This is a genomic window from Epibacterium sp. Ofav1-8, from assembly GCF_022348185.1.
Lineage (GTDB): Bacteria > Pseudomonadota > Alphaproteobacteria > Rhodobacterales > Rhodobacteraceae > Epibacterium.
Genome location: NZ_JAKRFD010000005.1, coordinates 189945 through 215598, shown reverse-complemented (window position 1 = coordinate 215598; position 25654 = coordinate 189945). Strand labels below are relative to the sequence as shown.

Sequence of the window (25654 nt, the reverse complement as noted above, 5' to 3'; positions counted from 1 at the left end):
ACAAGGGGTCGGCTGGATCTATCAAGGAACACGATCATGGCAAACGCAAGCACCATCATTGCACCGGCCGGCTCCGTCGCAGTTCTGCGCGCAGTCGATTTCTTCTTCAACCTGCGCAGCAACTTTGCTGACTGGAACGAAGCCCGCATCACCCGCAAGGCGCTGTCCTCGCTGACCGATGCACAACTCGAAGACATCGGCCTGACCCGCGCCGAAATCCAAGCGCTCTAAATCCAGATGACATATCCGGTAGCGTAAAAGCCGTCCTGACGCAGGGCGGCTTTTCCTTTGTCCGGGCCTGGCGAGTCGATCCGCCATGAAAAAAGGCGCCTCCCGCGGGACGCGCCTTTCTCTATTTCGGTGATCTGGAGGATCAGATGGCCTCGTCGATCCAGCTTTTCAGCGCAGCTTTTGGGGCGGCGCCGGCGCGGTTGGATACCACCTGGCCATCCTTGAAGACGAAAAGCGCAGGAATGCCACGCACGCCCATTGCGGCGGCGGCGTTCGGGTTGCTGTCAACGTCGACTTTGGCGATTTTCACCTTGTCGCCGTATTCGGCGGCCAGCTCTTCGAGAGCGGGGCCGATCTGTTTACAGGGGCCGCACCATTCGGCCCAGAAGTCCACCACAACGGGGACATCGGAATTCTTGACTTCGGCGTCGAAGGTCGCGTCGGTAACGGCTACGGTGGACATGGGTATGTCTCCTGAGAAGTTTGGCAACTGGACCCGGAACCTATGGACGCCAGCAGGCGGCGTCAAGGTTCCAGCCGCTGGAAAGCAGCGCGTTCACGCGCCTGTGTGATCAAGGTGACCGGAAGCGGCATCAGAGTGGCAGTGCGCGTCCACAGGATCGCGGTCTCAATCTGGCGATCCGGATAGATCTGGCGCAGTGCGGCGTCATAGGCCCCCATCTGCCGCAACAGACCTTCGGGACAGGTTTCAGGGCTTTGGGGAACAACCGCATTGGATTTGAAATCGACCGCAAGCACCCGGTCTGGCGTGACCACCAGTCGGTCGATAATGCCATGCATGCGGGTCTCACCCAGATCTGCGGTGATGGGCACTTCGGCCAGCGTGTTCGGGGCGAACACCTCCTTGCACTCCGGGGCGTTGAGAACCCGCCGCGCCTCTGTCAGCAGAGCCTGCCAGTCGTCATGTTGCGCGATATGTTCGGCGCGACTGTGCCACTCTGCCTGCGGCACAGTCGGCAGATGTTCGAGCAGGAGGTGCAGTGCTGTGCCGCGGGCCTTGGCCTCCTCTTCGCTGAGGCCGCTGTCACCGGGCAAGGCCTTGGCCCCGCCCAGATCTTCGGACGGGCGCAGGGTCGCTGTGGGCGCCACATAGGCGGGGGCTGCGCGGCGAAAGACGTCTGGAAGTTTGATCTCTTCTTCTTCGGTCAGATCGGACGGTACAAACGGCGGGGCATTCCAGTCCCCATGCGCCCACCGCAAGCCGTCTCCGCCGGGGGCATCAAAGGGCAGGGCGCCCATGGTTTTCAGGGCCGCTTCAACCCGCTGATACCAGCTGTCTCCGCCCTTATCGAGATCACCGGCCCCGGCGACGATCAGCCATTTTTCCGCCCGCGTCAGCGCCACATAGAGCAGTCGCAACCGTTCGTTGGCCTGTTTTTCCTGTGCAAACGCGCGGGCGGCATCCATGGCCGGTGGCATCTGGTCACTGCTCATGCGCCATAGGGGCGTGCCTTCGACCTCCATTACCTCTGGTGCAGGCGAAGGGCGGCGCTTGGTGGTGTCGGGCAGGATCACGATCGGGGCCTCCAGCCCCTTGGAGCCATGCACCGACATCACCCGGATCATCGAACTGGCAGCCCCCATCTGGCGCTTGATCTCCAGATCATCGGTCTGCATCCAGACAAGGAACCCGGTGAGGCTTGGCACCTCCGTGCGTTCATAGGCCAAGGCCTGCGACAACAGCGCGTTGATGCCATCCTCAGCCTCGGTGCCCAGACGCCCCAGCAACTTTGCACGGCCCAGATGGCGGGTCAGGATACGTTCGATCAGATCATAGGGGCGCAGGAAATCCGCCTGACCCCGTAGATCATCGAGGATCGCCATGGTTTCGGGGAATGCCTCTGATCGCGCACGCAACGCAGGCCAGAGGTGCATCTCTGTGCGTCGATGCGCGAGGTCGAAGAGCTGTTGCTCGCTCCAGCCAAAGATCGGTGATTTCAGGGCTTCGGCAAGCGACAGAGAATCCTCGGGCAGCGCGAGAAACCGCAGCAAGGCTGCAATATCCTTTACCGCGAGCTCGGCCCCAACCTTGAGGCGGTCGGCGCCCGCGATTGGCAGCCCGGCGGCCTTGCAGGCGCGAATGATCTCGGAAAACAGGTCCGACCGGCGCTGCACAAGGATCAGGAAATCACCTGCGTGCACGGGGCGGCGCTGGAACGTGCCACGCTCGGGGCCATCTTCGGGGATGGTGACGCCGCTGTCGATCATCTCCTTGATCTGCCCAGCGATCCGTTCGGCGAGGATTACGGAATGGTGACGTGGGCTTGGGCGGTCGACCGGGTCTGTCCAGTCGCGGTCTTCCTCATCCTCTGTCTTTTCCACCAGCGGCCACAGGTCCACCCGTCCCGGCAGGTCGGATTTAAACGCCTGGTGTTTGGCATCGCGCGCAAACCCGGCCCGGTCCTGACCATCAAACACCACGTCAACCAGACCAAGGATCGCCGCAGAGGAGCGGAACGAAAACGCAAGACTTGCGTTCTGCAAGCCCTCGCCGGTCTCCTCCAACCTGCGCCCGAACTCCGCCTGCATGCGATCAAAGGCATCCGGGTCGGCCCCTTGAAAGGAATAGATCGACTGTTTCTTGTCGCCGACCACAAAAATGGTGCGCTCAACATCAGCGCGGGCACCTTCGCCGGCGGTGAACTCCTGCGCCAGTTTTTCCACCACATCCCATTGCACCGGGCTGGTGTCCTGGGCCTCGTCCACAAGGATATGGTCGATGCCGCCGTCCAGCCGATAGAGCACCCAAGCCGCCACCGCTGGATCATTCAGAAGGTTACGGGCCTTGACGATCAGGTCGTCGAAATCAAGCCAGCCACGCAGCTGTTTGCGCCGCTCATATTCCGGCAGGAACACCCGGGCAAAATCATGCAGGACGAGCGATTTATGCATCGCATCCAGCGCCAGGCGACGGGGGCGGGCTGTTTCGACCCGCGCCATGAAGGGCTCCAGCTGATCCATCAGCGTGCCATGGCTTTCGCGCAGTTTCTTGGTGGGAAAGCTGCCGATTTTGGCGCTGAAGGGCTCTTTTGCGCTTTTCCCGGTGAGGAACACATCCTCCAGAATGGGCAAGACCTCGGGCGTGACGGAGGTAATCCGCGCGAGTTTCTCGGCGTTCTTGGCATCCGTCGCCCCGCCAGTCTTGAGCATCTCGATGGTGCGCGACAGGATGTCGGCCTCATTGCCGAGAAACACCTCGGATCTCAGCGCCTCCAGATCATAGCCAGCGGGCAGATCGAACACTTCACCCAGCGCATTGCGGTTGAGGTCGGGGTCAAATCCAGCTTGCCGGCGGCAAATCTCGGCGGTCAGGCTCTCAAAATCCAGACCACCGATATGAAAGGAGGCAGCCTCAACCAGATGCGCGTCAGGGCCTTGCGCCATATCCTCGGTTATTTCCGCACGCAGCATGGCGGCCGCGCGATCTTCCATTTCGGAAAACTGCGGGCTGACACCGGCCTCCAACGGAAAACGGCGCAGGAGCGATGAACAAAACGAGTGAATGGTCTGGATCTTGAGACCACCGGGCGTCTCGATCGCGCGCGCAAAAAGGGTGCGTGCCTGCGCCAGCCCGTCCCCGACAGAGGCATCTTCGGCGCCGAGGTCCACCAGTGCCGCGCGCAGTTTGGCATCGGGCAGCATCGCCCATTCCCCCAAGCGCTGAAACAGCCGGTTCTGCATCTCGCTGGCGGCGGCCTTGGTGTAGGTCAGGCAGAGAATATGTTGCGGTTCCACCCCGCGCAGCAGCAGCCGTGCAACCCGGTCGGTCAGAACCTTGGTCTTGCCCGATCCGGCATTGGCCGCGAGCCAAGTGGAGGCATCGGGGCGGGCGGCGCGAAACTGCGCCTCGGACGCGGCGTTGCGGCTCATGTCAAATCCTCCGGCACAGGGTCCGAGCTGCGATCCCATTCGCCGTAACGGGCGAGGTGGTCGTAATCCCCGGCAAAGTCATCCCGGTGCACCATGCGGCGGCTGCTGTAGCCCTGTTCGGCGTCAAAATAAGCCTCAATCAGGCTGCGCAACTCTTTCCAGACTTTGGCGGGTGGTTCATCCAGAATAGGGGCCGCGACCTCTTTCACCGGAGGCTTCAGCCCGATGTAGAGCGACCGTTCCACCCGTGCTGCACCATAGTCCTCGAATGCGCCTTGCTCTGCCATGGCGGTCTCGATCAAGAGCTGCTTTTCAAAGGATTTCTGTTGTTTTTCCGAGGGCGGATCCCCTGTTTTATAGTCATAAAGATGCAGCATGCCGCGTTCATCCACATCAATCCTGTCGGCCTTTGCGGCAATCTCGAAATCGAGGGGATGAAGGCGGACCTGACCGGATTTCTCAAACCCCGACGGGCGGGCACGCAATTGGCGCTCCCGCTCACCAGCGACAAAATCCTCGGCCACTTTTTTCAAGCGTGTCAGCCAGAGCGTGCGGGCAACCGGCCATGGCACCTCCGCCTCCAAGACGCGCTGCGATTGTTCGATAAACGCACGGGCGGTGAGAGTTTCTGGCTGTTCCTGAGCGGACTTTATGAAATCTTCCAGCACCTTATGGATGATGGTGCCGCGCAGCAGGGCGTCTGGTTCTTGCAACAAAGGGTCCACAGGTTTCAGCCGCAACACGTGTTTGGCGTAGATCGCATAAGGGTCGCGGATCAGTTTGGGGATCTCCGTCACAGTCAGACGACGGGGCCGTGCCGCAACCGGCGGGCGCGGCGAGGGCCGGGGGCTGAGCGGTGAGGGCTGCGGCGCGTCCAGAACGCTGGCCCAATCCAGCCAGACCTGCCCCCGCATGCGCATCGCGGACAGCGCGGCCTGACCGCCCTGATCCGGCAACCCACCCAGGAGGTTGGTCATTCGATTGAGCCAACGCGAGGGCACTGTGTCGGCCTCTTCGGACCGCACCGCGCGGGTGAGCCAGACTTCGGGTGCGGCGACCGCCTGCTGGAAATCATGCGCCGACAGACCGATGCGCCGCTCTGGCAAGAGCAAACCAGCCTCGTGGCGCAGTTTGCGGTTGAGCCATGGATCGGGGCTTGCGGCTTCGGGCCAGCTGCCCTCATTCAGGCCGCCAAGGATGACCAGATCAGCGCCTTGCACCCGTGCCTCCAGAGTGCCCCAGATCATGATAGACCCATAGGGCGCATCGCGATCACGCACTTCGCCTTGTGACAGCAGCGCGCCCAGAAGGTCCGCAAAATCGCGTGCGGTCATCTCGCCGCCATGAGGTGCCTCGGCTTCAAGCTCTTCAAAAATCTCAAGCGCCTTGCGCCCGGCCTTCTTGTCCCAGAGTTCGCCAGTTCCACCTGTTTGCGATCCCGCAGCGATAAACTCGGCGGCTGTACGCAGGTCAGCGACCCAATTGCTCAATGCGCGCGGGCCCGTCTGCTCGCGCCCGGCAAAGCTCTGTGCGAGCCAGTCAGACCAGCCCGGTTGCAGGTCGCGCGTGGTTCCAAAGGTGCTCAGGCTCTCATGATCCGGGAAGGGTGGACCGTAGCGACGGGTATGCAGTTCCAGATCGTGGGTGTGCAGCAGGTGCAAACCACGCCCCTCGCCGGAGTGGGTCAACGGGTGTTTCAGCAGCGTCAGCAGCATATCGGCCTGCAAGGGCCGGCAAAACAGATCCGCGACATGGCGCAGGAACCGACCCGGTGGCGACAGCTGTAGCGGCAGACCCGCGGAATCGTCCGGCAGGATGTTCCAGCGATCCAGCGCGGCAGAGACCTGACGGGTGAGCATCCGATCCGGTGTGATCAATGCCGCCGTCTGCCCGTCCTCGGCGGCCTGACGCAGACGCAGTGCAATTGCCAAGGCCTCGCTGCGGGGGCTTGCGGCCTCGATGAGCGTCAACGCGTCTGTGGCTTGATCCAGATCGGTCAGATGCGGGCCTTCGGTCATCCATGCATCGGTCACGGGCGCGGGGCGCAGAGCCAGCGAAATCAACTTGTTACGCGGTGGGGACACGGGTATCGTATCGACCCAAGCGCGTATGTCGCGCGGGCGCAGATCGAGATCGCGCATCAACTTGAAAAAGCGGTATTGCGGATGATCCTCTGCAACCAACCCGTCGGCCAGACTGTCCCAGACAGGGTCCGGTTGGTCGAAATCGAACCCCGGCAGGACCACGGCGCCCTGCGGCAGGCGCGCAATGGCTTCCATCAGCAAAAGCGTGGTGCCACGCGAACCGGTGGAGCCCGCCAGAATGATCGGGTGTTGCGGGGGCGTGTGTTCCCACTCCGCAATCAGATCCAGAACCACCTGCCGTTGCCGCGCATTCACATCAAGCGCGCCGTCGTGCATCTCGACAAACTGATCGGCGATGCCGATGAAATCCTGCGCGCGTTTCCAGTGCCCGGACATATCCGACACATCCAGCGCGCGGATCTGGTCGGTGGTCACGCCTTCGCTTTGCATCTCGTCGATCAACTCGGCCAGACTGTCCGAGAGATCATAGAGCGACGAGCGCGCCGCCAGATCGGGCTGCGCATCAAGGAGTTTTGCAATCAGTTGTGACAGCTCCAACCGGCGGCGCAGCGGCGGCAATGCCGGGGGCAGACCGCGCAGATTGGCCTGTTTGCTGAGGCCTGACAGCAGCGAAATACGTGGCAAAAGCCGCGCCGGGCCGCTGTCGAACAGGTGACGCACCCGGCGCTGCATACGTTCTGTGTTCAGGATCAGCTCAACCCGGGCCAGCGCCTCTGGTGGTTGATCTGCAAATCGCTGGCTTAGCCCATCCACAAGCGCGCGCGGGAAATCCACACCACAAGGAACGGCGAACAGACGCGGTGTGGTCTGGCTGGGGTCAAACATCTGCATGCGCCATCATGTTTTCGGCCAAGGTGATCCCCTCGGGGCGGCCCACGTCGCACCAGTGGCCGGGGTATTCAACCGCCGAAACGCGTGCGTCGGGAATGAGAAGGTCCCACAAGGCGTTGAGGGAGAAGACCTTTTCAGTCACGCGATCCAGCTGGTCGAGTTTGATGATCTGCGCACCCGTGTAGACGAGATCGCCCCCACGGGTGATGTGACCTGCGTTACTGGCGGTGAAATCTCCAGCCCCCAGTCGCCCTACGGCGCGCGCGGTCGGCACGCAGAGCAACAGCGCATCCATGTGTTCCGGTCGCCAAGCGTCCCGCAGCACCATGAGAGGATTGGGCCCTCGCCATGCAACATCGGGGTTCAGCGTATAGCTGCAGGTCGCATCGAGCAGGGGGCGCGCATGTTTCAGCCCACCACCGGTATCAAGGATTTCGTCCCCCTCATGACTGATGAGGACATCACGCCCTTCTAGGTGGGTCGCCAGAACCTCGGCCTTATAATGCGTATTGATAACAACGCGCTGGGGCGTGATGTCAGAGACCAGATCCAGCGCATGATCAATCAGCGGCCGCCCAGCCACGGGGATCATCGGCTTTGGTCTGTCGGCGGTGAGCGCCCCCATGCGGGTGCCAAATCCGGCAGCAAAGATCATAACAGCAGTTGGGGCAGTCATGCGCGCAGCCTCTCCATGGCCTCGGGGGTTGGGGCGGGCAGGGCGGAGAGCAATTCCTCCGCCACGCTGGCGAGGGCGGGGTGGCTCAGCCCGCGTTCGAAATGATCCCAGACGCGCGGTACAAGATCGATATAGTGGTGTTTGCCAAACTGCTGCGACAGGCGCGCAAAAATGCCAAGGATACGCATATTGCGCTGAACACCGATCACAGCATAGGCGCTGCGAAATCTGGACTCATCCACACCCGTTTTACGAATATAGTGGTCAATCATCTGCATCTCGACGCCAGCAGGGACATCGCGGCGGGCGTCCTGCAACAGCGACACCAGATCATAGGCGCGATGACCGGCTTTGGCGTCCTGAAAGTCGATGACCCCGACTTTGGCAATCCCGTCCCGTTCCGGCAGCCAGAGCAGGTTCTGGGCGTGAAAATCGCGATGCACAAACACCATGTCGCCTTGCAGGTGGTTGCGCAGGATATCCTCGAACCTGTTCTCGAACCGAATACGGGCCGCCTCTGCGGGATCGCCGAGGATGGCGCTGCGGTACTCACTGAAGGCAAGTCCGGTCATTTCCGCCATGATCCGCGGCCCGAGCGGGGGCAGGGCCGGCGCTGGGGTGTCATGAAGATGCACCAGCAGATCTACAGCCGCGCGGTAAAGCGGCAGTTCGGCGGTCGCATCAGCGGCGATCACCTCCGTGAACAGCGCGTCGCCCAGATCCTCGATCAGCAGCAGGCCCTTTGCGTGATCCTCTGCCAGGATCTCCGGTGCGGATACGCCACGCGCGCGCAGGTCTTCCGCAAGCTCCGCAAATGGCCGGGTATCGCCGCCATCTGCGGGGGGCCAATCCATCAGGACCGCAGGTGTGCCACCGGTGGAGGTCAGCCGCTGATAGCGGCGGCTGGAGGCATCACCGGCAAGCGGGGTGACGTTCCAGCCCGCGTAGCCATGTGCCGCCAGAAAGCTGTCGATTTCGCTCTTGCGCGTGGTCATGGCATGATCCCTTTCAGCCGCGAGTCCCATTTGTCCGCGCTCCAGACAAGCTCCATCTGCCGCGCGTCCTCGCTGTCCTCGTCCAGTGAAAAGCGCAGCGTGAGAGCGTTTTCGGGGCGCAGATCTTCGAGTTTCTCCGGCCATTCGACCAGGCAGATTGCGTCGTCAAAGGCGGCGATCAACCCGAGTTCCTCGACCTCGTCCACATGCGATAGCCGGTAGAGGTCCGCATGCCACAGCTCACCCGTGGGTACCTCATAGGTTTGCACCAGCGTAAAGGTGGGGGAGGGCACATCCTCGGGCACCTCCATGAGGGATTGGATCAGGCTGCGGGCGAAATGGGTTTTTCCGGCGCCGATCGGCCCGTCAAGCAAGACAACATCGCCCGGAACGAGGATCCGGGCGATGGTCTGGGCCAATTCTGAAGTTGCCTCGCTACTGAGCAGCCGGCAGGTTGCGGAGCGTTTTGTCATGGCGCCACAATGACGTTGCGCGCAGGGCTCCGCAAGCGGGTTCAGCCTTCTCTGGAGGCCGCGAAACGCTCATCTTCCGGCGGGGCGAGGGGCAGTCCAACCTGCTGGAAACGCACCATGGTGGATCCGTTCTGAAGCGATTGCACCCGGCAGAGCAATTGATCGCCGTTTCGCATGTTCACACGCGACCACCAGTCCGACCGATCCTCCGTTCCACCGGCGATGAAGTCGCGGATTTCGCCCCAGGTCGGGGTTGGTCCCGACAGTTCCTGCCAGGTGCGGCAGGCATCGGTCACGGTGATCTTGGCAAAGCTTGCCTCGGGATCGGTTTTCCACATCTTGTGGTAGGCCGTGTTGGAGTAGACCATGTTGCCGTCGGTGCCAAAAACCGCAAAGGCGTCGTCCATGTGATCCAGGATCGACTGGCCAAGCTCCAGTTCAGAGCGGAATTGACGGGTCAGCGTGATCTCTGCGGTGATGTCTTCGAACAGGAAGGCAATGGCCCCATCGGGATGCGGGCGGCCGGACACCGAGTAGACCGAGCCGGACGGCAGGGACCAGGTTTCCTGATAGCGTCCCTCTGCCGCCGCTTCGAGCAGATCCGCCATCTGGTGCCGCCAGCTGGAATAATTCTTTGGTTCCGGCATCATGCGCTGGTCGCGCAGGCGGTCGAAGAAGGACATCATGTTGGGCCGCGAGCTGAGAAAACTGGCGGGCAGCGCGGTCAGGTCGATCAATACCGGGTTGAACAGCACCAGTTGCCGATTGCGGTCAAAGATCGCAAGCCCGATCGACAGCTGGGCAAAGGTTTTGGCCAAGGTCTGCACGAAATTGCGCTGGGCGACTTCGGCGTCCACCACGGCGTTCACATCCATCGCATGGCACAACCAGCCCGCTTCGGTCTCGGTGGTAGACACATTGTACCAGAGCTTCTTGTCGGTCTCGGGCAATTCGACAGAGATCCGCTCCGCACGGCCACTGTTCATCGGGGCATCAAGATTGGGAAACAGCGGCGCAGAGGTATCATTGCCGCGCCCCCGGATTTTCTGGTTCAGCCGGTCATAGGCGAGGTTGGTCCAGGTGACACGGGCATCGTCCGATTGCAGCCAGACCGGGTAGGGTGCCTGATGCACGGCTGCCCGCAGGGTGGTCAGTTCCTGGTCGTCGCCGGGTTGGCCAAGCTCCGAGGCGCTGCGGCGCAGCTGCACCCGGGTGACACCGTCGATCCATTCGCAATGTGCTTCGCGGCTATCCGCCTCTGCGGTGCCCGAAAGCGTCAGGGAGCCAACATCGCGTAGAAATCCCGGAGATTGCGGCAGGCCCGGGTAACTGCGCGAAAGCTTGTCGCGCAGTTTTGTCCAGCTGAAGCTCTCGGCATCGTCGCCCAGGAATTTGCGCGCGCCAGAGGACCAGGCGATCAGGGTCTGATCGTCAAACAGAAACACGGCGTCTGTGCGACCGTCTGCAATCAGCAGATCATGTTCCATTCCCTTGCGCTCGGTGCGGGGGCTGAGGAACCAGACGGCGACCGCGGCGCTGGCGATACATAGGGTCACCAGAACGAACCACTCTACGGACATCAAATTCTGCATGGACACTGCCTCGCTTGTTCTCCTTGAGCGTATGTTCCCCCACAATGGTTAAACGAAGTTTAATTGGTTTCCCAAAAGTGAATACTTAAAACTGTATGGGAATATTTTCTCCGGAGGGAACCGGGGTATCGCCGTGGATCGCATCGATCTTGCGGCGCGGCCAGGTGACGGTGATCAGCGCGCCCTGCTGCGTTGGTGTCAGGTTTTGCGAGATCCGTACATCCCGTCCATTGGCGAACTCCAGCCTGGCGCCGGTGCGCTCCAGCAGTGTTTTTGCGATGAACAGACCAAGCCCCATGCCTTCGTATTCCGGGCGTTTGCCGCGATCCGCATGCGGTGCGCGACGGCGCATGAACGGATCGCCGAGCCGCCCGAGCAGGTGCCCCGGAAACCCGTTGCCATCATCGCAGATCCGCACCGACACGCTGTCCTCGCTCCAATGCAGTTCGATCCAGACCTTGGCCTGTGCAAAATCCACAGCGTTCTGAACCAGGTTGCGCAGCCCGTGAATGATCTCCGGTTTGCGCAGGATGCTGGGCTGATGCAGGTCGTCCCCCGCCGCGGGGTGTTCGCTGAAATGAATGTCCTTGCCGCGATCAAAATGCGGCTCCGCAGCCTCGTGCACCAGGGCGGACAGAGGGGTCTGGCGCAAGTGCAGATCATCCTTTCCCGCCCGTCCCATGCTGCGCAGGATGTCACGGCAGCGGTCGGCCTGCTCGCGGATCAATCGCGCGTCCTCCTGCAGATCCGGATGATCGTCCAGTTCTTCGATCAGTTCAGAGCTGGTGAGCTTGATGGTGGCCAGCGGGGTGCCCAACTCATGCGCTGCCGCCGCGATGACGCCGCCCAGATCGGTGAGCTTCTGTTCGCGGGACAGGGCAAACTGGGTGGCGGCCAATGCGTCCGACATCGACCGGATCTCGGCGCTGATCCGATAGGAATAGGCGCCAATGAACAGAATCGCGATGATCAGTGCCGCCCAGTGTCCGAACACGAACAAGGTCGGCATGTGCAGGATCTCTCCCTGCGCGGTTTCAAGCGGCATGTGGAACGGCACCAGCAGCGAAACCAGGATGATGGCACTGGTGCCGATGATGAGCGTGGAGCGCAGCCCCATCACCGAGGCTGAGATTGTCACCGGGCCAAGCACGAGCAAGGCAAAGGGGTTGTTCAGCCCGCCGGTCATATAGAGCAGGAAGCACAGTTGCAGCAGGTCAAACAGCACCATCAGGAAGTTCTGGAACTCCGTCAGGCGCTTGTTTTCCGGGAACACGATCAGCGCGACCAGATTGGCCAGCGCGGAAATCCCGATCGCCAGATAGCATGGCAAGACCGACAGCTGGAGGTCGTACTGCATCTGAGCCACGCCAATGGCAGTGGCCTGTCCGACGATCGCCACCCAGCGCAGCAAGATCAATGTGCGCAGCCGGATCCAGTGGCTGCGTTTCTGGCCGGACATCAGTCCAAAGGTGGTCTCACTCATGTGACGTTTGCTCCCGTTGCATCGCCGGTAATTGTTGATAGGTCTGGCGCGGATCGGGATCAACTGCGGCACGTTTTCCCTGCGTGCTTGTCCCGCTGGGCTCAATGAGGAAACGAGACATGGTTCGAAACATTGCAATTCTGGCGTTTGCCGGCGTCGTCGCCCTGTTGGGGGGGATCTGGTACATGACCTTGCGCGGAGGATCCGGCGATAGCTTTGCCCAATGCCGTGCCAGCAGCGTTGCGGGTGGCACCGATGCGATCGGCGGGCCCTTCGAACTGGTGAATGCAAAGGGAGAGACGGTCACTGACGCAGATGTGATCACGGAACCCTCGATCCTCTATTTCGGCTATACCTTCTGCCCCGATGTCTGCCCGCTGGATACGGCCCGCAATGCAGAGGCGGTGGATGTGCTGAACGAACGTGGCTACTCCACCACGCCGGTCTTCATCTCGATCGACCCCAAGCGCGACACACCCGAAGTGGTTGGCGATTTTGCCTATAACCTGCATGAAAAGATGATCGGGCTGACCGGATCGCCGGAACAGGTCAAGGCTGCAAGCCAGGCCTACAAGACCTATTACAAGGTGCAGGAGGGCGATGAGGATTACTATCTCGTGGATCACACCACCATGTCCTATCTGGTGCTGCCCGAGCACGGGTTTGTGGATTTCTTCCGCCGTGATGTGACGCCGGAGCAGATGGCCGACCGTGTGGCCTGTTTCATCGACAACAGCTGATGCCGGTGGAGATTTGACGTTTTTCTTGCGGGACGTAATATCTCTGGAAACAAATGCGTTTGACGCTGGAAGGAAAGTGAATGGCCGAAGCAGTTCAGTCCGAGGTTGGACCTGACCCCTCGCTCCTCTTGGTCGATGATGACGAACCGTTTCTGCGCCGTCTGGCCAAGGCGATGGAGAAACGCGGCTTTGCCGTGGAGACAGCGGACTCCGTGGCCTCCGGGCAAGCGATCGTGACCGCGCGGCCCCCCGCCTATGCGGTGGTGGATCTGCGCCTCGAAGATGGCAATGGTCTTGATGTGGTCGAGGTGCTGCGGGAAAAACGGCCCGACAGCCGCATCGTCGTGTTGACCGGCTATGGTGCGATCGCCACGGCCGTTGCGGCGGTCAAGATCGGGGCGACGGATTACCTGTCCAAACCGGCGGATGCGACCGACATCACCAATGCGCTGCTCGCCGGCGATGACGCCTTGCCGCCGCCGCCGGAGAACCCGATGAGCGCGGATCGTGTGCGCTGGGAGCATATTCAGCGGGTGTATGAGCTCTGTGATCGCAATGTCTCGGAAACCGCGCGCCGTCTGAACATGCATCGCAGGACCTTGCAGCGCATTCTTGCCAAACGCAGCCCCAAGTAAGGTCAGCGTATGCGCACAGCCGGCGAGCCCGATCCATTGAACCGTCCTTCGCCAAAGGGCGGTTGGTCCGAGGAGACGACGGTGTTGCGCAATGTCACCGTCGTGCCGCCGGTCGAGAGCGGAATGGTGCAAGCTGCGGGGCTGTTGCACGCGGACGGCAGCTATTGCCCCGAGGGCGCCCTGTGGCGGCGCCACCGCCCCATAACCACCGAACCGGATATGCCGGAGGAGATTTCACAGGAAATCTCCGGGCGTTGGCTCTGGGGTGGGGTGCTCTGGGCGCATTTCGGGCATTTCCTCGTGGAGAGCACTGCCCGTCTCTGGGCGCTGGCCAATCTGGATGCGCCGGTGGATGGCGTGTTGTTCATCCCCAAACGGCCCGCCGTGGGGGACCAGGTGCGCGGATTTCAGTCCGAGTTCGTCCATTTGATGCAGCCGGGCCTGCCGGTGCGCGTGGCGGCGGAGCCGTCCCGGGTTCAGGAACTGGTGGTGCCCGGGCAGGGTTTCGGACTGGGCGAAATTACCCAGGCGACACGCAGCTATCGCAATGCCATTCACGCGCAGTTTGCCCGCGATATTACCCCCGAGGGGCCGGAGAAACTCTATATTTCGCGCTCGAAACTTGGGCTTGGCAAAGGCGGGCTCCTCGGGGAAGAGCAGATGGAAGCCTATCTCGCGGCCGAAGGCTACGAGATTTTCCACCCTCAGGAGCACAGCCTGTCCGCACAACTGGCGCGCTACAAGGCGGCGCGGAAGATCATCGCGGCTGATGGCTCCGCGCTGCATCTCTATGCGATGGTGGGACGGCCGGACCAGAAGGTGGCAATGGTGCTGCGGCGCAAGTCGACCGCGCATACCTTGCTGACCGACAATGTGCGGCACTTCTGCAAATGTGATCCCCTGGTGATCGGGGCCCTGCGCACGGAATGGGTGCCCAAGGGCAAGCAGCGCTCCAGTCGCCTGAGTTTCGGAGAGCTGGACCATTCCGTGATCGGACGGGCGCTGAAGGCCGGCGGGTTCATCAAGGGCGGTAAAAACTGGCCAGTGCTGGATGACGCCGCACGCCAACAGCTGCTCAGGGACAAGGGCATCAAGAGCCACCGTTTTGTCGAGTCGCCCGAGTTTCGCAAGGCGCGTGAGGAGCAGGAGCGCGCGGAACGTCGTGCCCGCCGCGCGGCACGGCGCGCGCGGCGCGAAGCCAGGCAGGCCGCGCAGAATGACGGATGACTGTCAGAGCTGCTGCAACAGCGCCTCGTGACGGCTGACAAAATCCCGACGCACCTCGACGGGCGGGCGCAGGTGAATCTCCAGCCCCTCGATCAACTCGGCATTGGGTCTGCCGAAGAATTTCGTCGCCTCGGCCTCTGAAAACCCGGCAATCTGGACCGCTTCCATCCAGGCGGAGACCTTGTCCGCGCGTTTGATCTGCGCCTTGACCGTCTTGGGAAGCGCGGCCGGAAGACCGAACCGGATGTGGATCGCCGACGTCAGCCGCGCATCCAGCTCTCCATAGCCGGAGCCGACCGCTGCCTTGACCGGCGAAATCATGTCGCCGATCACATATTCCGGCGCATCGTGCAAAAGCGCCGCAAGTTTCCATTTGACCGGTGCCTTGGGATACATACGGCCGTGAATATCCTCCACCAGCAGCGAGTGTTCGGCGACGGAATAGGCGAAATCTCCGCGCGTCTGCCCGTTCCAGCGCGCCACAAAGGCCAGTCCATGCGCTATATCCTCGATCTCGATGTCGACCGGCGTCGGGTCCAGCAGATCAAGGCGGCGCCCGGACAGCATTCGTTGCCAGGCACGGGGGGATTTAGGGGGCATGAGGTCATCCGTCGTTGTCGCGCTGGGCACTAGCTACCCCCGTCGTCAGCCGGTTGCAAACCCACAATGCCCGGGCAAAACGGGCGTGAAATCTCCATAAATCTTCACATCCAGAAACGATGAGTTGACGAGGATGCTGGTTGATACAGGCCAGTTCAGACATCAAATATAGATTGAAAGGGGCGCGTCCCCGACATGGCTTGCCCTTTTCCGGTGCTCACACAGGAAAGGAGAAGCACAGTGTTCAAACGTCTCATATCCGCGGCATTGGTATTTGGCATGGCGGCGATCGCGCCGCCGGCACAGGCACAGACCTGCGCCCCGCGCGAGGTGATCGTTGAGCGGTTGAAACACCAGTTCGATGAAAGTCTGAGTTCGGCGGGGTTGCAGAAAGGGCGACCCGTGGACGTGATCGTCGAGATCTGGTCCTCGCAGGGAAGCGGTACCTTTACCGTATTGCTGTCCCATCCGACGGGACTGAGCTGTCTGGTGGCCTCGGGTCAGCACTACTTCATCGTCCCGGAGCATGACCGACGCAACGATCCGGCCAGCTGACGCGGTCCGGTGCGATTCCGGAGATCGGTATGGCAGATGTCCGACGCCATCTTCGTTGCTTATCAACCTTTGCGGTGTTACCTCCCAAAACCAAGAAACCTGTTGAAATCTCAAACGGAGCAGAACATGGCCGGAGATTATATCGTCAAGGACATCGCGCTGGCGGGCTTTGGCCGCAAAGAGCTGGACATTGCAGAAACCGAAATGCCGGGCCTGATGGCGCTGCGTAAGGAATACGGTGAGGAAAAGCCGCTGAAGGGCTCCCGCATTGTCGGCTCGCTGCATATGACGATCCAGACCGCTGTGCTGATCGAAACGCTGGTGGCGTTGGGTGCCGATGTGCGTTGGGCGTCGTGCAACATCTTTTCGACCCAGGATCATGCTGCTGCGGTCATCGCCGAAGCGGGTGTTCCGGTTTTTGCGATCAAGGGTCAGAGCCTTGAGGAGCATTGGGACTATCTCGACCGGTCCTTCCAGTTCCCCGAAGGCCCGAACCTGATCCTTGATGATGGCGGCGATGCGACCCTCTATATTCTGCTGGGCGCGCGTGCCGAGGCGGGTGAAGACGTGATCGCGGTTCCGACCTCCGAGGAAGAAGAGGTCATCAAGGCGCAGATCAAGAAGCGGATGGAACAGTCCCCCGGCTGGTTCACCAAGATGCGCGATCAGATCAAGGGTGTTTCCGAGGAAACCACCACCGGTGTGCACCGTCTCTATGAGCTGGTGAAACAGGGTCAACTGCCTTTCCCGGCGATCAACGTGAACGATTCTGTCACCAAGTCGAAGTTCGACAACAAATACGGCTGCAAAGAGAGCCTCGTGGACGGTATTCGCCGCGCCACCGACACCATGATGGCGGGCAAGGTTGCCGTTGTCTGTGGCTATGGTGACGTGGGCAAAGGCTCTGCCGCGTCGCTGAGCGGTGCCGGTGCGCGGGTCAAAGTGACCGAAGCAGACCCGATCTGCGCGTTGCAGGCCGCCATGGACGGTTATGAGGTGGTTCTGCTGGAAGAGGCGCTGGACGCGGATATCTTCATCACCACCACCGGCAACAAGGACATTCTGCGCATCGAACACATGCGCGAGATGAAGGATATGGCCATCGTCGGCAATATCGGCCACTTCGACAATGAAATTCAGGTGGCGAACCTGAAGAACCACAAGTGGACCAACATCAAGGAACAGGTGGATATGGTCGAGATGCCTTCGGGCAACCGGATCATCCTGCTCTCTGAGGGGCGTCTGCTGAACCTCGGCAATGCGACCGGGCATCCGTCGTTCGTGATGTCTGCCTCCTTTACCAACCAGGTTCTGGCGCAGATCGAATTGTGGACCCGGGGCGATGAGTACGACAATAAGGTCTATATCCTGCCCAAGCATCTTGATGAGAAAGTCGCGGCGCTGCATCTGGAGCGTGTCGGTGCAAAACTGACCAAGCTGACGCCTGAGCAGGCCGCCTATATTGGCGTCAAGCCTGAAGGCCCGTTCAAGCCGGAACACTACCGCTACTGAGCGACCGGATATTTGAAGAATTGGAAAACCCGGCCATTGCGCCGGGTTTTTTCGTGATGTTGTCCGGCGCTCGTTCCAACGGAACATCGCCCCGCCCACCATCCCAAACCGCATTTCTGATGTGGACTGCGAAGAAAAACCCCTTTGTTGGATTTTGGAATCTTCCTACCGTCACGCCATCGCAACGCTGCCAAAGAGGCAGCAGATCCAGGACAGGAGAATGTGACCATGGGCAAACGTGAAGAGCTGATTGCGCAATATGCGGATGATCTGCAGGCCAAATGCGGTGTGACGCCGGACATGGATCTGCTCACCAAGGTGACGATCGGCTGCGGCCCGGCCATTTACAATGCGGATGCGTCTACGGTTGCCTCCAGCCAGCCCGAGGAGCTGGAAACGGTAAAAAACAACTTTCTGATCAAGAAGCTTGGCCTGACGGACGGACCAGAGTTGATGGCGGGGATCAACGAGGTCATCGAGATCTATGGCAAGTCCGAGCGCAACAAGTACCGCGCCGTGGTCTATTACCTCCTGACCAAGCATTTCGGCAAAGAGGCGATCTACGGCTGACTCAGCCCCTGTGGCCGACAGCTGCGTTTGGGGTGGACATTTTGACCAGTCGGTCAGGTTTTAACCAGATTGCCGCGCACCGGGAATTGTGGCCGTTGGCGGCCTCGGGTAGAAGCCTCTCGGCGCAGTGACGGCGCAATATCCAACGCGCACGGTGGGAGTGGGTGTTGAGTGACGAGAAGGCCGCGGCGGATGTCTGCGGTCTTTTTGTTTCGCCACCTCTGCCGGCAGATCAGAATACGGTCAGGACAAGGCCCATGGTGGCACAGGCAAGCGTTGCGTATCCGCCATCGATCACCGTCAACAGGCGCGGCCGCATGCCATAGAGGTTGTTGAGCGCAATCCAGGGCGTGATGAAAAACAACCCTATGCCCAGCCCCGCCACAACACCGGCGCCGAGTGTTTCAATACCGGACAGGCTGAACACATGGCGCATCATGCCGCAGACCACCAATTGGCAGAGGAAACCGATGGCAAACATGGCCGGGGTCTGGCCGCCTTTGGGTTTTCCCGCTGCATCGCGTTCGATGCCAGAGGCTGTCATCCAGGGGTCTGCCAATGCGCCGTAATAGGCCGCCCCTGCTGCAAAAGCGGCGAGTGTCGCCACAAGCACACCAAAAAGTTCCAAGCCGTTGTCCCTCCCTGACACTGATCCGGGACAAGAATGCCAGATCGGGTGATCCGGTCAATCGGCTTGCGTGTGTCCCATCTTGCAGATTTCGTTCCACTCGGCCTCTGTCACGGGCTGGACCGAGAGCCGCGAGTTCTTGACCAGGACCATGTTTTCCAGGGCGAGGTTGGACTTGATCTGGTCCAGAGAAACCGGCTGTACGAAGGCGCGAATGGCCTTGATGTCCACGCATTCCCAGCGTGGATCATCCGTTTTGCTGTCTGGGTGCACCTCGGCGCAGACCTCGACGATCCCGACCACGGATTTTTCCTTCAGGGAATGATAGAAGAACCCGCGATCCCCCAGTTTCATCTCCCGCATGAAATTGCGGGCCTGATAGTTGCGCACGCCGTCCCATTCCTCGCCAGCATCCCCTTTGGCGACCTGGTCGTCCCAGCCCCAGGTGTTGGGTTCGGATTTGAACAGCCAATACGCCATCAGCCGACGACCTTCTTCCAGGTGATCAACTCGACCGCTTCAAAAAGACCGGCCTTGTTGTAGGGATCATTTGCGGCCCAGGCTTCACCAGCCGCCATATCTTCGACGTCCAGAATAACCAGTGAGCCAACCATCTCGCCGTCCTGATCCAACAGAGGGCCCGCTTGGGCGACAACTCCGGTCTCCTCGATATAGGCCAGATGAGCCGCACGATTGTCGAGACGGGTTTGCAGATGGTCGGGTTTGTCGCGGGCAATCAATGCAATGAGCATTTTATTCCTCTTTGAGTGGTCTTTTAAGCAATTGATCCGCAGCGTCGGAGATCGTCAACCTTTGATCCAGCAAATTGGTTACCGTTTGCGTGATCGGCATCTCCAGTCCCATCACCTGGGCGGCTTTTGCCGTTGCGCGAGCGGTCGCGGCGCCTTCAACGGTGATCGACGGGTCAAAAACTTCGCCACGCCCCAGGCTGAGGCCAAGGCGGAAGTTGCGCGACTGCTCCGAGCTACAGGTCAGCGTCAGATCGCCAAATCCGGAAAGTCCGGCGAGGGTTTCCGGCCGCGCACCGCGCGCAAGGGCCAGTCGCTGCATCTCTGCATAGCCGCGTGTCATCAGCGCCGCACGGGCACTGTCGCCCAACTGTGCGCCGATGACGGCACCACAGGCGATCGCGATGACGTTCTTCAGCGCGCCACCAATCTCGGCACCGACCAGATCCGTGGTGCGGTAGAGCCGCAGATTGTCCGTGGAAAGGCTGGATTGCAACGTCTTGCCGGTCTCGTCCGGGTCGCAGGCCAGCGTCAGCGCGGTGGGCAAACCCTTTGCGATATCTGCGGCAAAACTGGGGCCAGTGAGCAAGGCCGCTGTTGCCTCGGGAGCCGCTTCGCGCAGCACGGAAATCGGACCCAACCCAGTGTCGAGCTCGATCCCTTTGCAACAGGCCACCAGTGTCTTGGTCGCAAGTGCCGTGCGATGCTGCGCCAGAAAGCTGCGCATTTTCTGCATCGGCACCGCAAGGAGGATCACATCATGCGCCTCGAAACAGGCGGTGTCCGAGGTGACGGTCAGGGACGCGGGCAGGGGCGCGTCCGGCAGGCGGCGGGTGTTTTCCCGAGAGGCCTGCATTTCGGCCGCATGGGTCTCATCACGACACCAGAGCGTTGCAGGTGCTTTGCGCGCCAGTGAAATCGCCAGGGCGGTGCCAAAAGCACCTGCGCCGAGGACCGCGACGCTCATGCTTTTGCTCCCTTTTTCCCGCTGCCAATAAGCGCGGGGCTGGTCTGGTCCAGCGGCCAGCGCGGGCGGGCAACCAAATCCATGCCGTCGCGTGCGCCGGTGCGAAATCGCTCAAGCCCGGCGTAGGCGATCATGGCCGCATTGTCCGTGCATAGATTTAAGGGTGGTGCGAGGAAATCAGTCTCTAATTGGGCGCAAAGCGCCATTAGGCCAGCGCGAATTTCCGTATTGGCGGCAACGCCTCCTGCCACCGCCAGCCTGGGGTGCGTGGGGTTCTCATCCAGGTAGAGCCTGAGCGCGCGGCGTGTTTTTTCAACCAATGTATCGACGATGGCAGCCTGAAAACCGGCGCAGAGATCGGCGCGGTCTTGCCGGGTCAAGCCGCCTTTCTCCGTCACGATCTGATCCCGCATCCGCATCAAGGCGGTCTTCAGTCCGGAAAAGGACAAGTTGCAATCGGGGCGGTCCAGCAGGGGGCGTGGAAAACGGAACCGAACCGGGTCGCCGTGCTCCGCTTCTTTTTGCACGGATGGGCCGCCGGGCTGTGGCAGGCCAAGCAGACGTGCGGTTTTGTCAAACGCCTCACCCGGCGCATCGTCAATCGTTCCACCGAGGCGAGAGAACGACTCTGGCCCGCGCGCAATCAGATATTGGCAATGGCCACCTGACACCAACAGCATCAGATAGGGGTAAGCGACATCATCCGTCAGCCGGGGCGTCAGCGCATGCCCCGCAAGGTGATTAACACCCACCAAAGGCAGCCCCTTTGCCGCCGCGATCCCCTTTGCACACATCACACCCGACATCACGCCGCCGATCAGGCCCGGACCTGCGGTCACGGCAATGGCGTCAAGATCATCCAGCGTCAGATTTGCCTCAGACAAGGCATCCCGTACGCACGTATCGAGCTTTTCCGCGTGAGCGCGGGCGGCGATCTCCGGCACGACGCCGCCAAAGGCGCTGTGCAACGCGGTCTGGCCAAAGACCACCGACGACAGGATCTCTGCCCGCTCGTCCGCTGTTTGGCGCACAACGGCTGCCGCGGTATCGTCGCAGCTGCTTTCCAGTCCGAGAAGAGTGAGCGTTTGGGTCATGGGCCTACCGTTGCATCCTTTGTGCTGCGGGGCTACCACCATGAAGTGATGCAAACAATCCCGGGAGCGCGCAGGTGCACAGGAACGGGCCAGCTCTTCTGATGACGCGCCCGCGCGAGGCGGGAGAGCGTTTTTTGGAGCTTCTTCCAGTGGCGCTGCGCGCGCAGTTGCCGGTGATCCATTCCCCGTTGATGCGTATCTCTGCCTTGCCGGTCAAAATCGATCTCGGCGGTATCGAGGCGGTGATCTTCACCTCGGGCGAGGGCGTGCGGGTCACATCCGAGGCACAACCTCATCGTATGAGAGCTTATTGCGTTGGGGAACGCACAACCCAGGCGGCGCGCGATGCGGGGTGGCAGGCGGATTGTCTGGGAGACACCGCTGATGCGCTGGTTGCGGCCTTGCTCGCGGATCAGCCCGCGGGCGCTTTGCTGCATCTGCACGGAGAATACACCCGTGGCGCGGTGGCCAAACGTCTGACCGATGGTGGGATTTTGTGCAGGGGGCAGGCGATTTACCGTCAGGATCTCTGTCCTTTGACGACAGAAGCGTCGGATGCGCTGGCGACGCAGGTCCCATTGATCGTGCCGCTTTTTTCACCGCGCACTGCGGCGCATTTTGCCAGCTTATGTCCGGAAACCGCGCATTTGTCGCTGATTGCGATGAGTGACGCGGTGGCAGAGGTCATGCCGCGCTTGCAAAGTGGGGCACGACACGTAAGTAAGTTTCCATCAGCCGAGGCGATGGCGGATTTGGTGCGTGATGTCGCACAGGATTGGCTTCGGGTTGAGGCGGAGCGACCCGGAGACTAGGGTCATCCTGTATTGTGTTGAACACGTTTGGGGAATCGGGGGAGGCCAGAGTGGCTGAAGGCAAGAAATCAGGAGACGCGGCAACACCGGCCCCGGGGGACTCCGCGGATGATCTGAAGAAGGATCACGAGGCGGCCTCCGAAACGGTCAGCGCAGAGGAAGTTGAGGAGCGGCTCGCGACAGAAGAGCTTGACGACTTTGCGGAAACCGAGGTGCCTGTTTCCGAGACCGAGACCGAGACCGAGACCGAGACCGAGACCGAGACCGAGACCGAGACCGAGACCGAGACCGAGACCGCTGCGCAGGACGCGCCGGCAGAGGACCCGGCGCCGGTGCCTGTGGTTCAGGAGCGCATCGTCGAGAAACGCGGCGGTTTCGGGGCTGCGATCCTTGGCGGTGTTGTGGCCGCGCTCATCGGGTTTGTCGCGGGTCAGGGGGGCGCTCTTGATGGCATCCTGCCCCCGTCCTTGCGCGGATCCAGCGTCGATCTTGAACCCTTGCAAACCGCCCAATCCGATCTGAAATCGGACGTGGCAGATCTGCGCAGCAGCGTGGCGGCGATCGAGGTGCCTGACCTGGACCCGCTTCGTGCGCGGTTGTCCGATCTGGAGGCTGCACAACAAACGCAGGAGCAGCCTGCATCCGGCATCGACGAGGAACTGGCGCAAACGCTTCGGGACCTCACCGACCGCGTGGCTGCGCTGGAGGCGCGTCCCATCACCGAGGGGGCTTCCGCGGATGCCGTCGCGGCGTTTGAAACGGAACTCCAGCGTGTGCGCGACAGCCTGAGCGAACAGCAGGCCGAGGTGGAGCGCATGGTGACCGAGGCGCAGGAGATGGAACGCGCAAGCGCAGAGGCCGCCCGTATCGCAGCGGCACAATCCGTGGTGTCGCGGCTGCGGTCGGCGCTGGATGCCGGTGCGCCCTATGCCGACCTGGTGGACGAGCTTGGCCGGCTGCAAGTCGAGGTTCCCGACGATATTCGGTCCGCAGCGGATACAGGTGTTGCGACCCTGGCGGGGCTGCGCGACGGGTTCGCCCCGGCCGCGCGCGCGGCACTTGCGGCTGCACGCGAGGAAACCAAGGGCAGCGGGGGCCTCATGGCCTATGTGAACCGTCACCTGGGGGCCCGTTCCGTTGCGCCGCGCGAAGGGGATGATCCGGATGCGATCCTGTCGCGGGCCGGTGCCGCCGTGGAGAGCGGAGACATTTCCGCCGCGCTTGATGAACTCACCGCCCTGCCCGACAGCGCCAAGGAGGAGCTTGCCCCGTGGCAGAACTCGGCGCGCACGCGCCTTGATGCCGAAGCCGCCACCGACGCGCTCTCGCAAAGCCTGAACGCCAACTAAGGACGTCGCCATGCTCTGGTCATTGTTGAAGATTCTCGTATTCGTCGCGATCGTCGCGCTTCTGGCCTTTGGCGCGGGCGTCCTGATGGAAACCGCCGGAGGCGTGCAGATCACCCTTGCGGGCACGGAGTACACGCTTGGTGCATTGCAATCGGTGATCGCCCTCTTGGCTCTGATGGTGCTGACGTGGCTGTTTTTCAAGCTGCTGTCGCTGTTGATCGCAACGTTGCGGTTTCTGAACGGCGATGAAACGGCGCTGTCGCGCTATTTCGACAAGGGACGTGAGCGCCGTGGCTATCAGGCGCTTGCCGACAGTCTGATGGCGCTGGCAGTTGGCGAGGGACGCACCGCACTGACCAAAGCGGCACGCGCCGAACGCTACCTTCAGGATCCGGCTCTGACCGATCTGGTTGTGGCGCAGGCGGCGGAAATGGCCGGTGACAGCCGCAAGGCGTCGGAAGCCTACAAACGCCTGTTGTCGGATCAGTCCACCCGTTTTGTGGGTGTGCGCGGAATCATGAAGCAAAAATTGTCGGAGGGGGATACCGAGACTGCGCGGCACCTGGCGGAAAAGGCGCTTGCTTTGCGACCCAAGCATGAGGAAGTGCAGGATACCCTGCTGAAACTGCAGGCGCAGGCCGAAGACTGGGCCGGTGCGCGACAGACGCTGGCGACAAAGCTCAAGACCGGGACACTCCCGCGGGAGGTGTTCAAGCGTCGGGATGCGGTGTTGGCGCTGTCGTCGTCCAAGGCGCTTCTGTCCGAGGAGGCCTCACCGGAGCAGCAGGAACAGGCCATCGAAGCCAACCGCCTCTCGCCGGATCTGGTTCCCGCCGCGGCGCTGGCGGCCCGCAGCTATATCGCCAAAGGCAAGCCGCGCAACGCCGTGCGGATCCTGAAAAAAGCCTGGGAGGCGCAGCCGCATCCCGATCTTGCCCATGCCTTTGCCGAGATCGAGCCGGATGAGACCGCACAGGACCGGGTAAAGCGGTTCGAGACCCTGCTGCGTGTGAAACCCGACCATGATGAAACCCGTCTGGTCAGGGCAGAGCTTTTGATTGTGGCAGAGGATTTCCCCGAAGCGCGCCGGGCGCTGGGCGATCTGGTTGATCGGGCGCCGGATGCACGGGCGTTGACGCTGATGGCCGCGATCGAAAAGGGCGAAGGTGGCCCGGACGCCATGGTGCAGGGCTGGCTGACCAAGGCGCTGTCGGCACCGCGCGGTCCGCAGTGGGTCTGCGAGAGCTGCAATCATATTCAGGCGGCATGGACGCCGACATGTGAAAACTGCGCCAGCTTTGATACGCTGACCTGGAAGCGCCCTGATGCGCCGGAGTTCAGCACTGCCACCGGGGCAGCCATGTTGCCGTTGCTGGCCGGGCGCGCGGAAAACAGCACCGGTGCATTGACCATTGTCGATCCTGACCCGGGTCCTGATCTCAAGGACGTGACGGAGGCTCCTTCGTCCGAGGGCGCATCGGAGAGCGACGCGGAAGATCAGCGCCCGAATGCGTCTGACGGCACCAAATAGAACCAACACCCCCTGGCCACGTCCTTGGCTGGCCGGGGGCAGCAGTTGGGCCAGGGTCCCGTGACCTGAGCCGTCGCACGGCTTCTTGCGGGCAGCGGCGGCGCGGTGTTGTGTTTCTGCGGTGATCGTCGCACCCGGGGCATGGGCGTCATTCGTGTATCGCTCAAGCTAGGCGACCGAAGTGATACGCTCATAATCCATGAGGCGGTGGCGAAAACTGGATTGGGGAAGGTCCAAATTGGTGCCCAGAAGAGGACTCGAACCTCCACGTCCATACGGACACTAGCACCTGAAGCTAGCGCGTCTACCAATTCCGCCATCTGGGCACGGGTTGGTGAAGGGCCGTATAAGGAGAGTCGGGCGGGGCGTCAAATGGATTTTTGACATTTTTCCAAAATACGATGACGG

General features: G+C 61.6%; 24 protein-coding genes and 1 tRNA gene. 10 read left to right on the top strand and 15 right to left on the bottom strand.

Going from position 1 to position 25654, the window contains the following annotated elements:
• Positions 1-36 precede the first annotated feature (36 nt).
• Positions 37-231 (top strand): DUF1127 domain-containing protein, encoded by a 195-nt coding sequence (locus MHM97_RS10205; RefSeq protein WP_239322260.1) that lies wholly within the window; start codon positions 37-39, stop codon positions 229-231.
• A 142-nt stretch (positions 232-373) separates the two neighbouring features.
• Here MHM97_RS10205 and trxA read toward each other — a convergent pair whose 3' ends face one another.
• The 8 genes from trxA to regB form a co-directional block, all read right to left on the bottom strand.
• The gene (gene trxA, locus MHM97_RS10200; RefSeq protein WP_227512115.1) at positions 374-721 is read right to left on the bottom strand and encodes a thioredoxin; all 348 of its coding nucleotides are present in this window, start codon (positions 719-721) and stop codon (positions 374-376) included.
• 35 nt (positions 722-756) lie between these two features.
• Positions 757-4122, bottom strand: a complete 3366-nt coding sequence (addA, locus tag MHM97_RS10195) for a double-strand break repair helicase AddA (RefSeq protein ID WP_239322259.1) — start codon at positions 4120-4122, stop codon at positions 757-759.
• The gene (addB, locus tag MHM97_RS10190; RefSeq protein ID WP_239322258.1) at positions 4119-7052 is read right to left on the bottom strand and encodes a double-strand break repair protein AddB; all 2934 of its coding nucleotides are present in this window, start codon (positions 7050-7052) and stop codon (positions 4119-4121) included. Before addB ends, addA begins: the two co-directional genes overlap by 4 nt.
• On the bottom strand, positions 7045-7734 hold the full coding sequence (locus tag MHM97_RS10185; protein WP_239322257.1) for a nucleotidyltransferase family protein: 690 nt from the start codon (positions 7732-7734) through the stop codon (positions 7045-7047). The genes addB and MHM97_RS10185 overlap by 8 nt, the downstream gene beginning before the upstream one ends.
• On the bottom strand, positions 7731-8729 hold the full coding sequence (locus MHM97_RS10180; protein ID WP_239322256.1) for an aminoglycoside phosphotransferase family protein: 999 nt from the start codon (positions 8727-8729) through the stop codon (positions 7731-7733). Before MHM97_RS10180 ends, MHM97_RS10185 begins: the two co-directional genes overlap by 4 nt.
• Positions 8726-9202, bottom strand: a complete 477-nt coding sequence (gene tsaE / locus MHM97_RS10175; protein WP_239322255.1) for a tRNA (adenosine(37)-N6)-threonylcarbamoyltransferase complex ATPase subunit type 1 TsaE — start codon at positions 9200-9202, stop codon at positions 8726-8728. The genes MHM97_RS10180 and tsaE overlap by 4 nt, the downstream gene beginning before the upstream one ends.
• Before the next feature lie 41 nt (positions 9203-9243).
• Entirely contained in the window at positions 9244-10794 is a 1551-nt protein-coding gene (locus MHM97_RS10170) for a PAS-domain containing protein (RefSeq protein ID WP_239322254.1), read from the bottom strand.
• 85 nt (positions 10795-10879) lie between these two features.
• Positions 10880-12277, bottom strand: coding sequence for a sensor histidine kinase RegB (regB, locus tag MHM97_RS10165; RefSeq protein WP_239322253.1), 1398 nt, complete (start codon positions 12275-12277; stop codon positions 10880-10882).
• A gap of 119 nt (positions 12278-12396) precedes the next feature.
• On the opposite strand from regB, the gene MHM97_RS10160 reads away from it, so the two are divergent.
• The 3 genes from MHM97_RS10160 (at position 12397) to MHM97_RS10150 (ending at position 14879) form a co-directional block, all read left to right on the top strand.
• On the top strand, positions 12397-13017 hold the full coding sequence (locus tag MHM97_RS10160; protein WP_239322252.1) for an SCO family protein: 621 nt from the start codon (positions 12397-12399) through the stop codon (positions 13015-13017).
• 80 nt (positions 13018-13097) lie between these two features.
• Positions 13098-13652 (top strand): ActR/PrrA/RegA family redox response regulator transcription factor, encoded by a 555-nt coding sequence (locus tag MHM97_RS10155; protein ID WP_239322251.1) that lies wholly within the window; start codon positions 13098-13100, stop codon positions 13650-13652.
• A gap of 9 nt (positions 13653-13661) precedes the next feature.
• Positions 13662-14879: a glycosyltransferase 61 family protein gene (locus MHM97_RS10150; protein WP_239322250.1), complete on the top strand. Its 1218-nt coding sequence runs from the start codon at positions 13662-13664 to the stop codon at positions 14877-14879.
• A gap of 3 nt (positions 14880-14882) precedes the next feature.
• Here MHM97_RS10150 and MHM97_RS10145 read toward each other — a convergent pair whose 3' ends face one another.
• Complete coding sequence (locus tag MHM97_RS10145) at positions 14883-15479, bottom strand: HD family hydrolase (protein WP_239322249.1); 597 nt, start codon at positions 15477-15479, stop codon at positions 14883-14885.
• A gap of 240 nt (positions 15480-15719) precedes the next feature.
• Between MHM97_RS10145 and MHM97_RS10140 the strand changes: the two genes are divergently transcribed.
• The 3 genes from MHM97_RS10140 to MHM97_RS10130 all read left to right on the top strand — a co-directional run bounded on the left by MHM97_RS10140 (position 15720) and on the right by MHM97_RS10130 (position 18116).
• Positions 15720-16034 (top strand): hypothetical protein, encoded by a 315-nt coding sequence (locus MHM97_RS10140; protein ID WP_239322248.1) that lies wholly within the window; start codon positions 15720-15722, stop codon positions 16032-16034.
• A gap of 126 nt (positions 16035-16160) precedes the next feature.
• A complete protein-coding gene (gene ahcY, locus MHM97_RS10135) occupies positions 16161-17546 on the top strand; it encodes an adenosylhomocysteinase (protein ID WP_239322247.1) in 1386 nt (461 codons plus the stop codon).
• Positions 17547-17774: 228 nt separating this feature from the next.
• Positions 17775-18116, top strand: coding sequence for a DUF2853 family protein (locus tag MHM97_RS10130; RefSeq protein WP_239322246.1), 342 nt, complete (start codon positions 17775-17777; stop codon positions 18114-18116).
• Positions 18117-18348: 232 nt separating this feature from the next.
• Here MHM97_RS10130 and MHM97_RS10125 read toward each other — a convergent pair whose 3' ends face one another.
• Genes MHM97_RS10125 through tsaD form a run of 5 tightly spaced genes read right to left on the bottom strand, consistent with a single transcriptional unit; the run spans position 18349 to position 21554 of the window.
• Positions 18349-18744 (bottom strand): DUF1761 domain-containing protein, encoded by a 396-nt coding sequence (locus tag MHM97_RS10125; RefSeq protein ID WP_239322245.1) that lies wholly within the window; start codon positions 18742-18744, stop codon positions 18349-18351.
• A gap of 57 nt (positions 18745-18801) precedes the next feature.
• Positions 18802-19224 carry an EVE domain-containing protein gene (locus MHM97_RS10120; RefSeq protein WP_239322244.1) on the bottom strand — a complete coding sequence of 141 codons (423 nt, stop codon included), beginning with the start codon at positions 19222-19224 and terminating at the stop codon, positions 18802-18804.
• Positions 19224-19496 (bottom strand): YciI family protein, encoded by a 273-nt coding sequence (locus tag MHM97_RS10115; RefSeq protein ID WP_239322243.1) that lies wholly within the window; start codon positions 19494-19496, stop codon positions 19224-19226. Before MHM97_RS10115 ends, MHM97_RS10120 begins: the two co-directional genes overlap by 1 nt.
• 1 nt (position 19497) lies before the next feature.
• Positions 19498-20460, bottom strand: a complete 963-nt coding sequence (locus MHM97_RS10110; protein WP_239322242.1) for an NAD(P)H-dependent glycerol-3-phosphate dehydrogenase — start codon at positions 20458-20460, stop codon at positions 19498-19500.
• Complete coding sequence (tsaD, locus tag MHM97_RS10105; protein WP_239322241.1) at positions 20457-21554, bottom strand: tRNA (adenosine(37)-N6)-threonylcarbamoyltransferase complex transferase subunit TsaD; 1098 nt, start codon at positions 21552-21554, stop codon at positions 20457-20459. Before tsaD ends, MHM97_RS10110 begins: the two co-directional genes overlap by 4 nt.
• 134 nt (positions 21555-21688) lie before the next feature.
• Here tsaD and MHM97_RS10100 point away from each other — a divergent pair, with 134 nt between their 5' ends.
• The 3 genes from MHM97_RS10100 to MHM97_RS10090 are packed head-to-tail and all read left to right on the top strand — an operon-like array spanning position 21689 to position 25246.
• A complete protein-coding gene (locus tag MHM97_RS10100) occupies positions 21689-22366 on the top strand; it encodes a uroporphyrinogen-III synthase (RefSeq protein ID WP_370645715.1) in 678 nt (225 codons plus the stop codon).
• A 50-nt stretch (positions 22367-22416) separates the two neighbouring features.
• Positions 22417-23715, top strand: coding sequence for a COG4223 family protein (locus MHM97_RS10095; RefSeq protein WP_239322239.1), 1299 nt, complete (start codon positions 22417-22419; stop codon positions 23713-23715).
• A gap of 10 nt (positions 23716-23725) precedes the next feature.
• Positions 23726-25246 (top strand): heme biosynthesis protein HemY, encoded by a 1521-nt coding sequence (locus MHM97_RS10090; RefSeq protein ID WP_239322238.1) that lies wholly within the window; start codon positions 23726-23728, stop codon positions 25244-25246.
• Positions 25247-25485: 239 nt separating this feature from the next.
• Here MHM97_RS10090 and MHM97_RS10085 read toward each other — a convergent pair.
• Positions 25486-25572: transfer RNA gene (locus MHM97_RS10085), tRNA-Leu, on the bottom strand.
• Positions 25573-25654: the final 82 nt, after the last annotated feature.

Bases quoted from the DNA above. Each gene is read 5' to 3' on its own strand.
- MHM97_RS10145 (WP_239322249.1), bottom strand. From the start codon at position 15,479: ATGCCCCCTAAATCCCCCCGTGCCTGGCAACGAATGCTGTCCGGGCGC.
- MHM97_RS10170 (WP_239322254.1), bottom strand. From the start codon at position 10,794: ATGCAGAATTTGATGTCCGTAGAGTGGTTCGTTCTGGTGACCCTATGT.
- MHM97_RS10130 (WP_239322246.1), top strand. From the start codon at position 17,775: ATGGGCAAACGTGAAGAGCTGATTGCGCAATATGCGGATGATCTGCAG.
- addA (WP_239322259.1), bottom strand. From the start codon at position 4,122: ATGAGCCGCAACGCCGCGTCCGAGGCGCAGTTTCGCGCCGCCCGCCCC.
- MHM97_RS10180 (WP_239322256.1), bottom strand. From the start codon at position 8,729: ATGACCACGCGCAAGAGCGAAATCGACAGCTTTCTGGCGGCACATGGC.
- MHM97_RS10185 (WP_239322257.1), bottom strand. From the start codon at position 7,734: ATGACTGCCCCAACTGCTGTTATGATCTTTGCTGCCGGATTTGGCACC.
- MHM97_RS10115 (WP_239322243.1), bottom strand. From the start codon at position 19,496: ATGCTCATTGCATTGATTGCCCGCGACAAACCCGACCATCTGCAAACC.
- ahcY (WP_239322247.1), top strand. From the start codon at position 16,161: ATGGCCGGAGATTATATCGTCAAGGACATCGCGCTGGCGGGCTTTGGC.
- MHM97_RS10205 (WP_239322260.1), top strand. From the start codon at position 37: ATGGCAAACGCAAGCACCATCATTGCACCGGCCGGCTCCGTCGCAGTT.
- tsaE (WP_239322255.1), bottom strand. From the start codon at position 9,202: ATGACAAAACGCTCCGCAACCTGCCGGCTGCTCAGTAGCGAGGCAACT.
- MHM97_RS10090 (WP_239322238.1), top strand. From the start codon at position 23,726: ATGCTCTGGTCATTGTTGAAGATTCTCGTATTCGTCGCGATCGTCGCG.
- MHM97_RS10120 (WP_239322244.1), bottom strand. From the start codon at position 19,224: ATGGCGTATTGGCTGTTCAAATCCGAACCCAACACCTGGGGCTGGGAC.
- tsaD (WP_239322241.1), bottom strand. From the start codon at position 21,554: ATGACCCAAACGCTCACTCTTCTCGGACTGGAAAGCAGCTGCGACGAT.
- MHM97_RS10160 (WP_239322252.1), top strand. From the start codon at position 12,397: ATGGTTCGAAACATTGCAATTCTGGCGTTTGCCGGCGTCGTCGCCCTG.
- MHM97_RS10155 (WP_239322251.1), top strand. From the start codon at position 13,098: ATGGCCGAAGCAGTTCAGTCCGAGGTTGGACCTGACCCCTCGCTCCTC.
- regB (WP_239322253.1), bottom strand. From the start codon at position 12,277: ATGAGTGAGACCACCTTTGGACTGATGTCCGGCCAGAAACGCAGCCAC.
- MHM97_RS10110 (WP_239322242.1), bottom strand. From the start codon at position 20,460: ATGAGCGTCGCGGTCCTCGGCGCAGGTGCTTTTGGCACCGCCCTGGCG.
- MHM97_RS10150 (WP_239322250.1), top strand. From the start codon at position 13,662: ATGCGCACAGCCGGCGAGCCCGATCCATTGAACCGTCCTTCGCCAAAG.
- addB (WP_239322258.1), bottom strand. From the start codon at position 7,052: ATGTTTGACCCCAGCCAGACCACACCGCGTCTGTTCGCCGTTCCTTGT.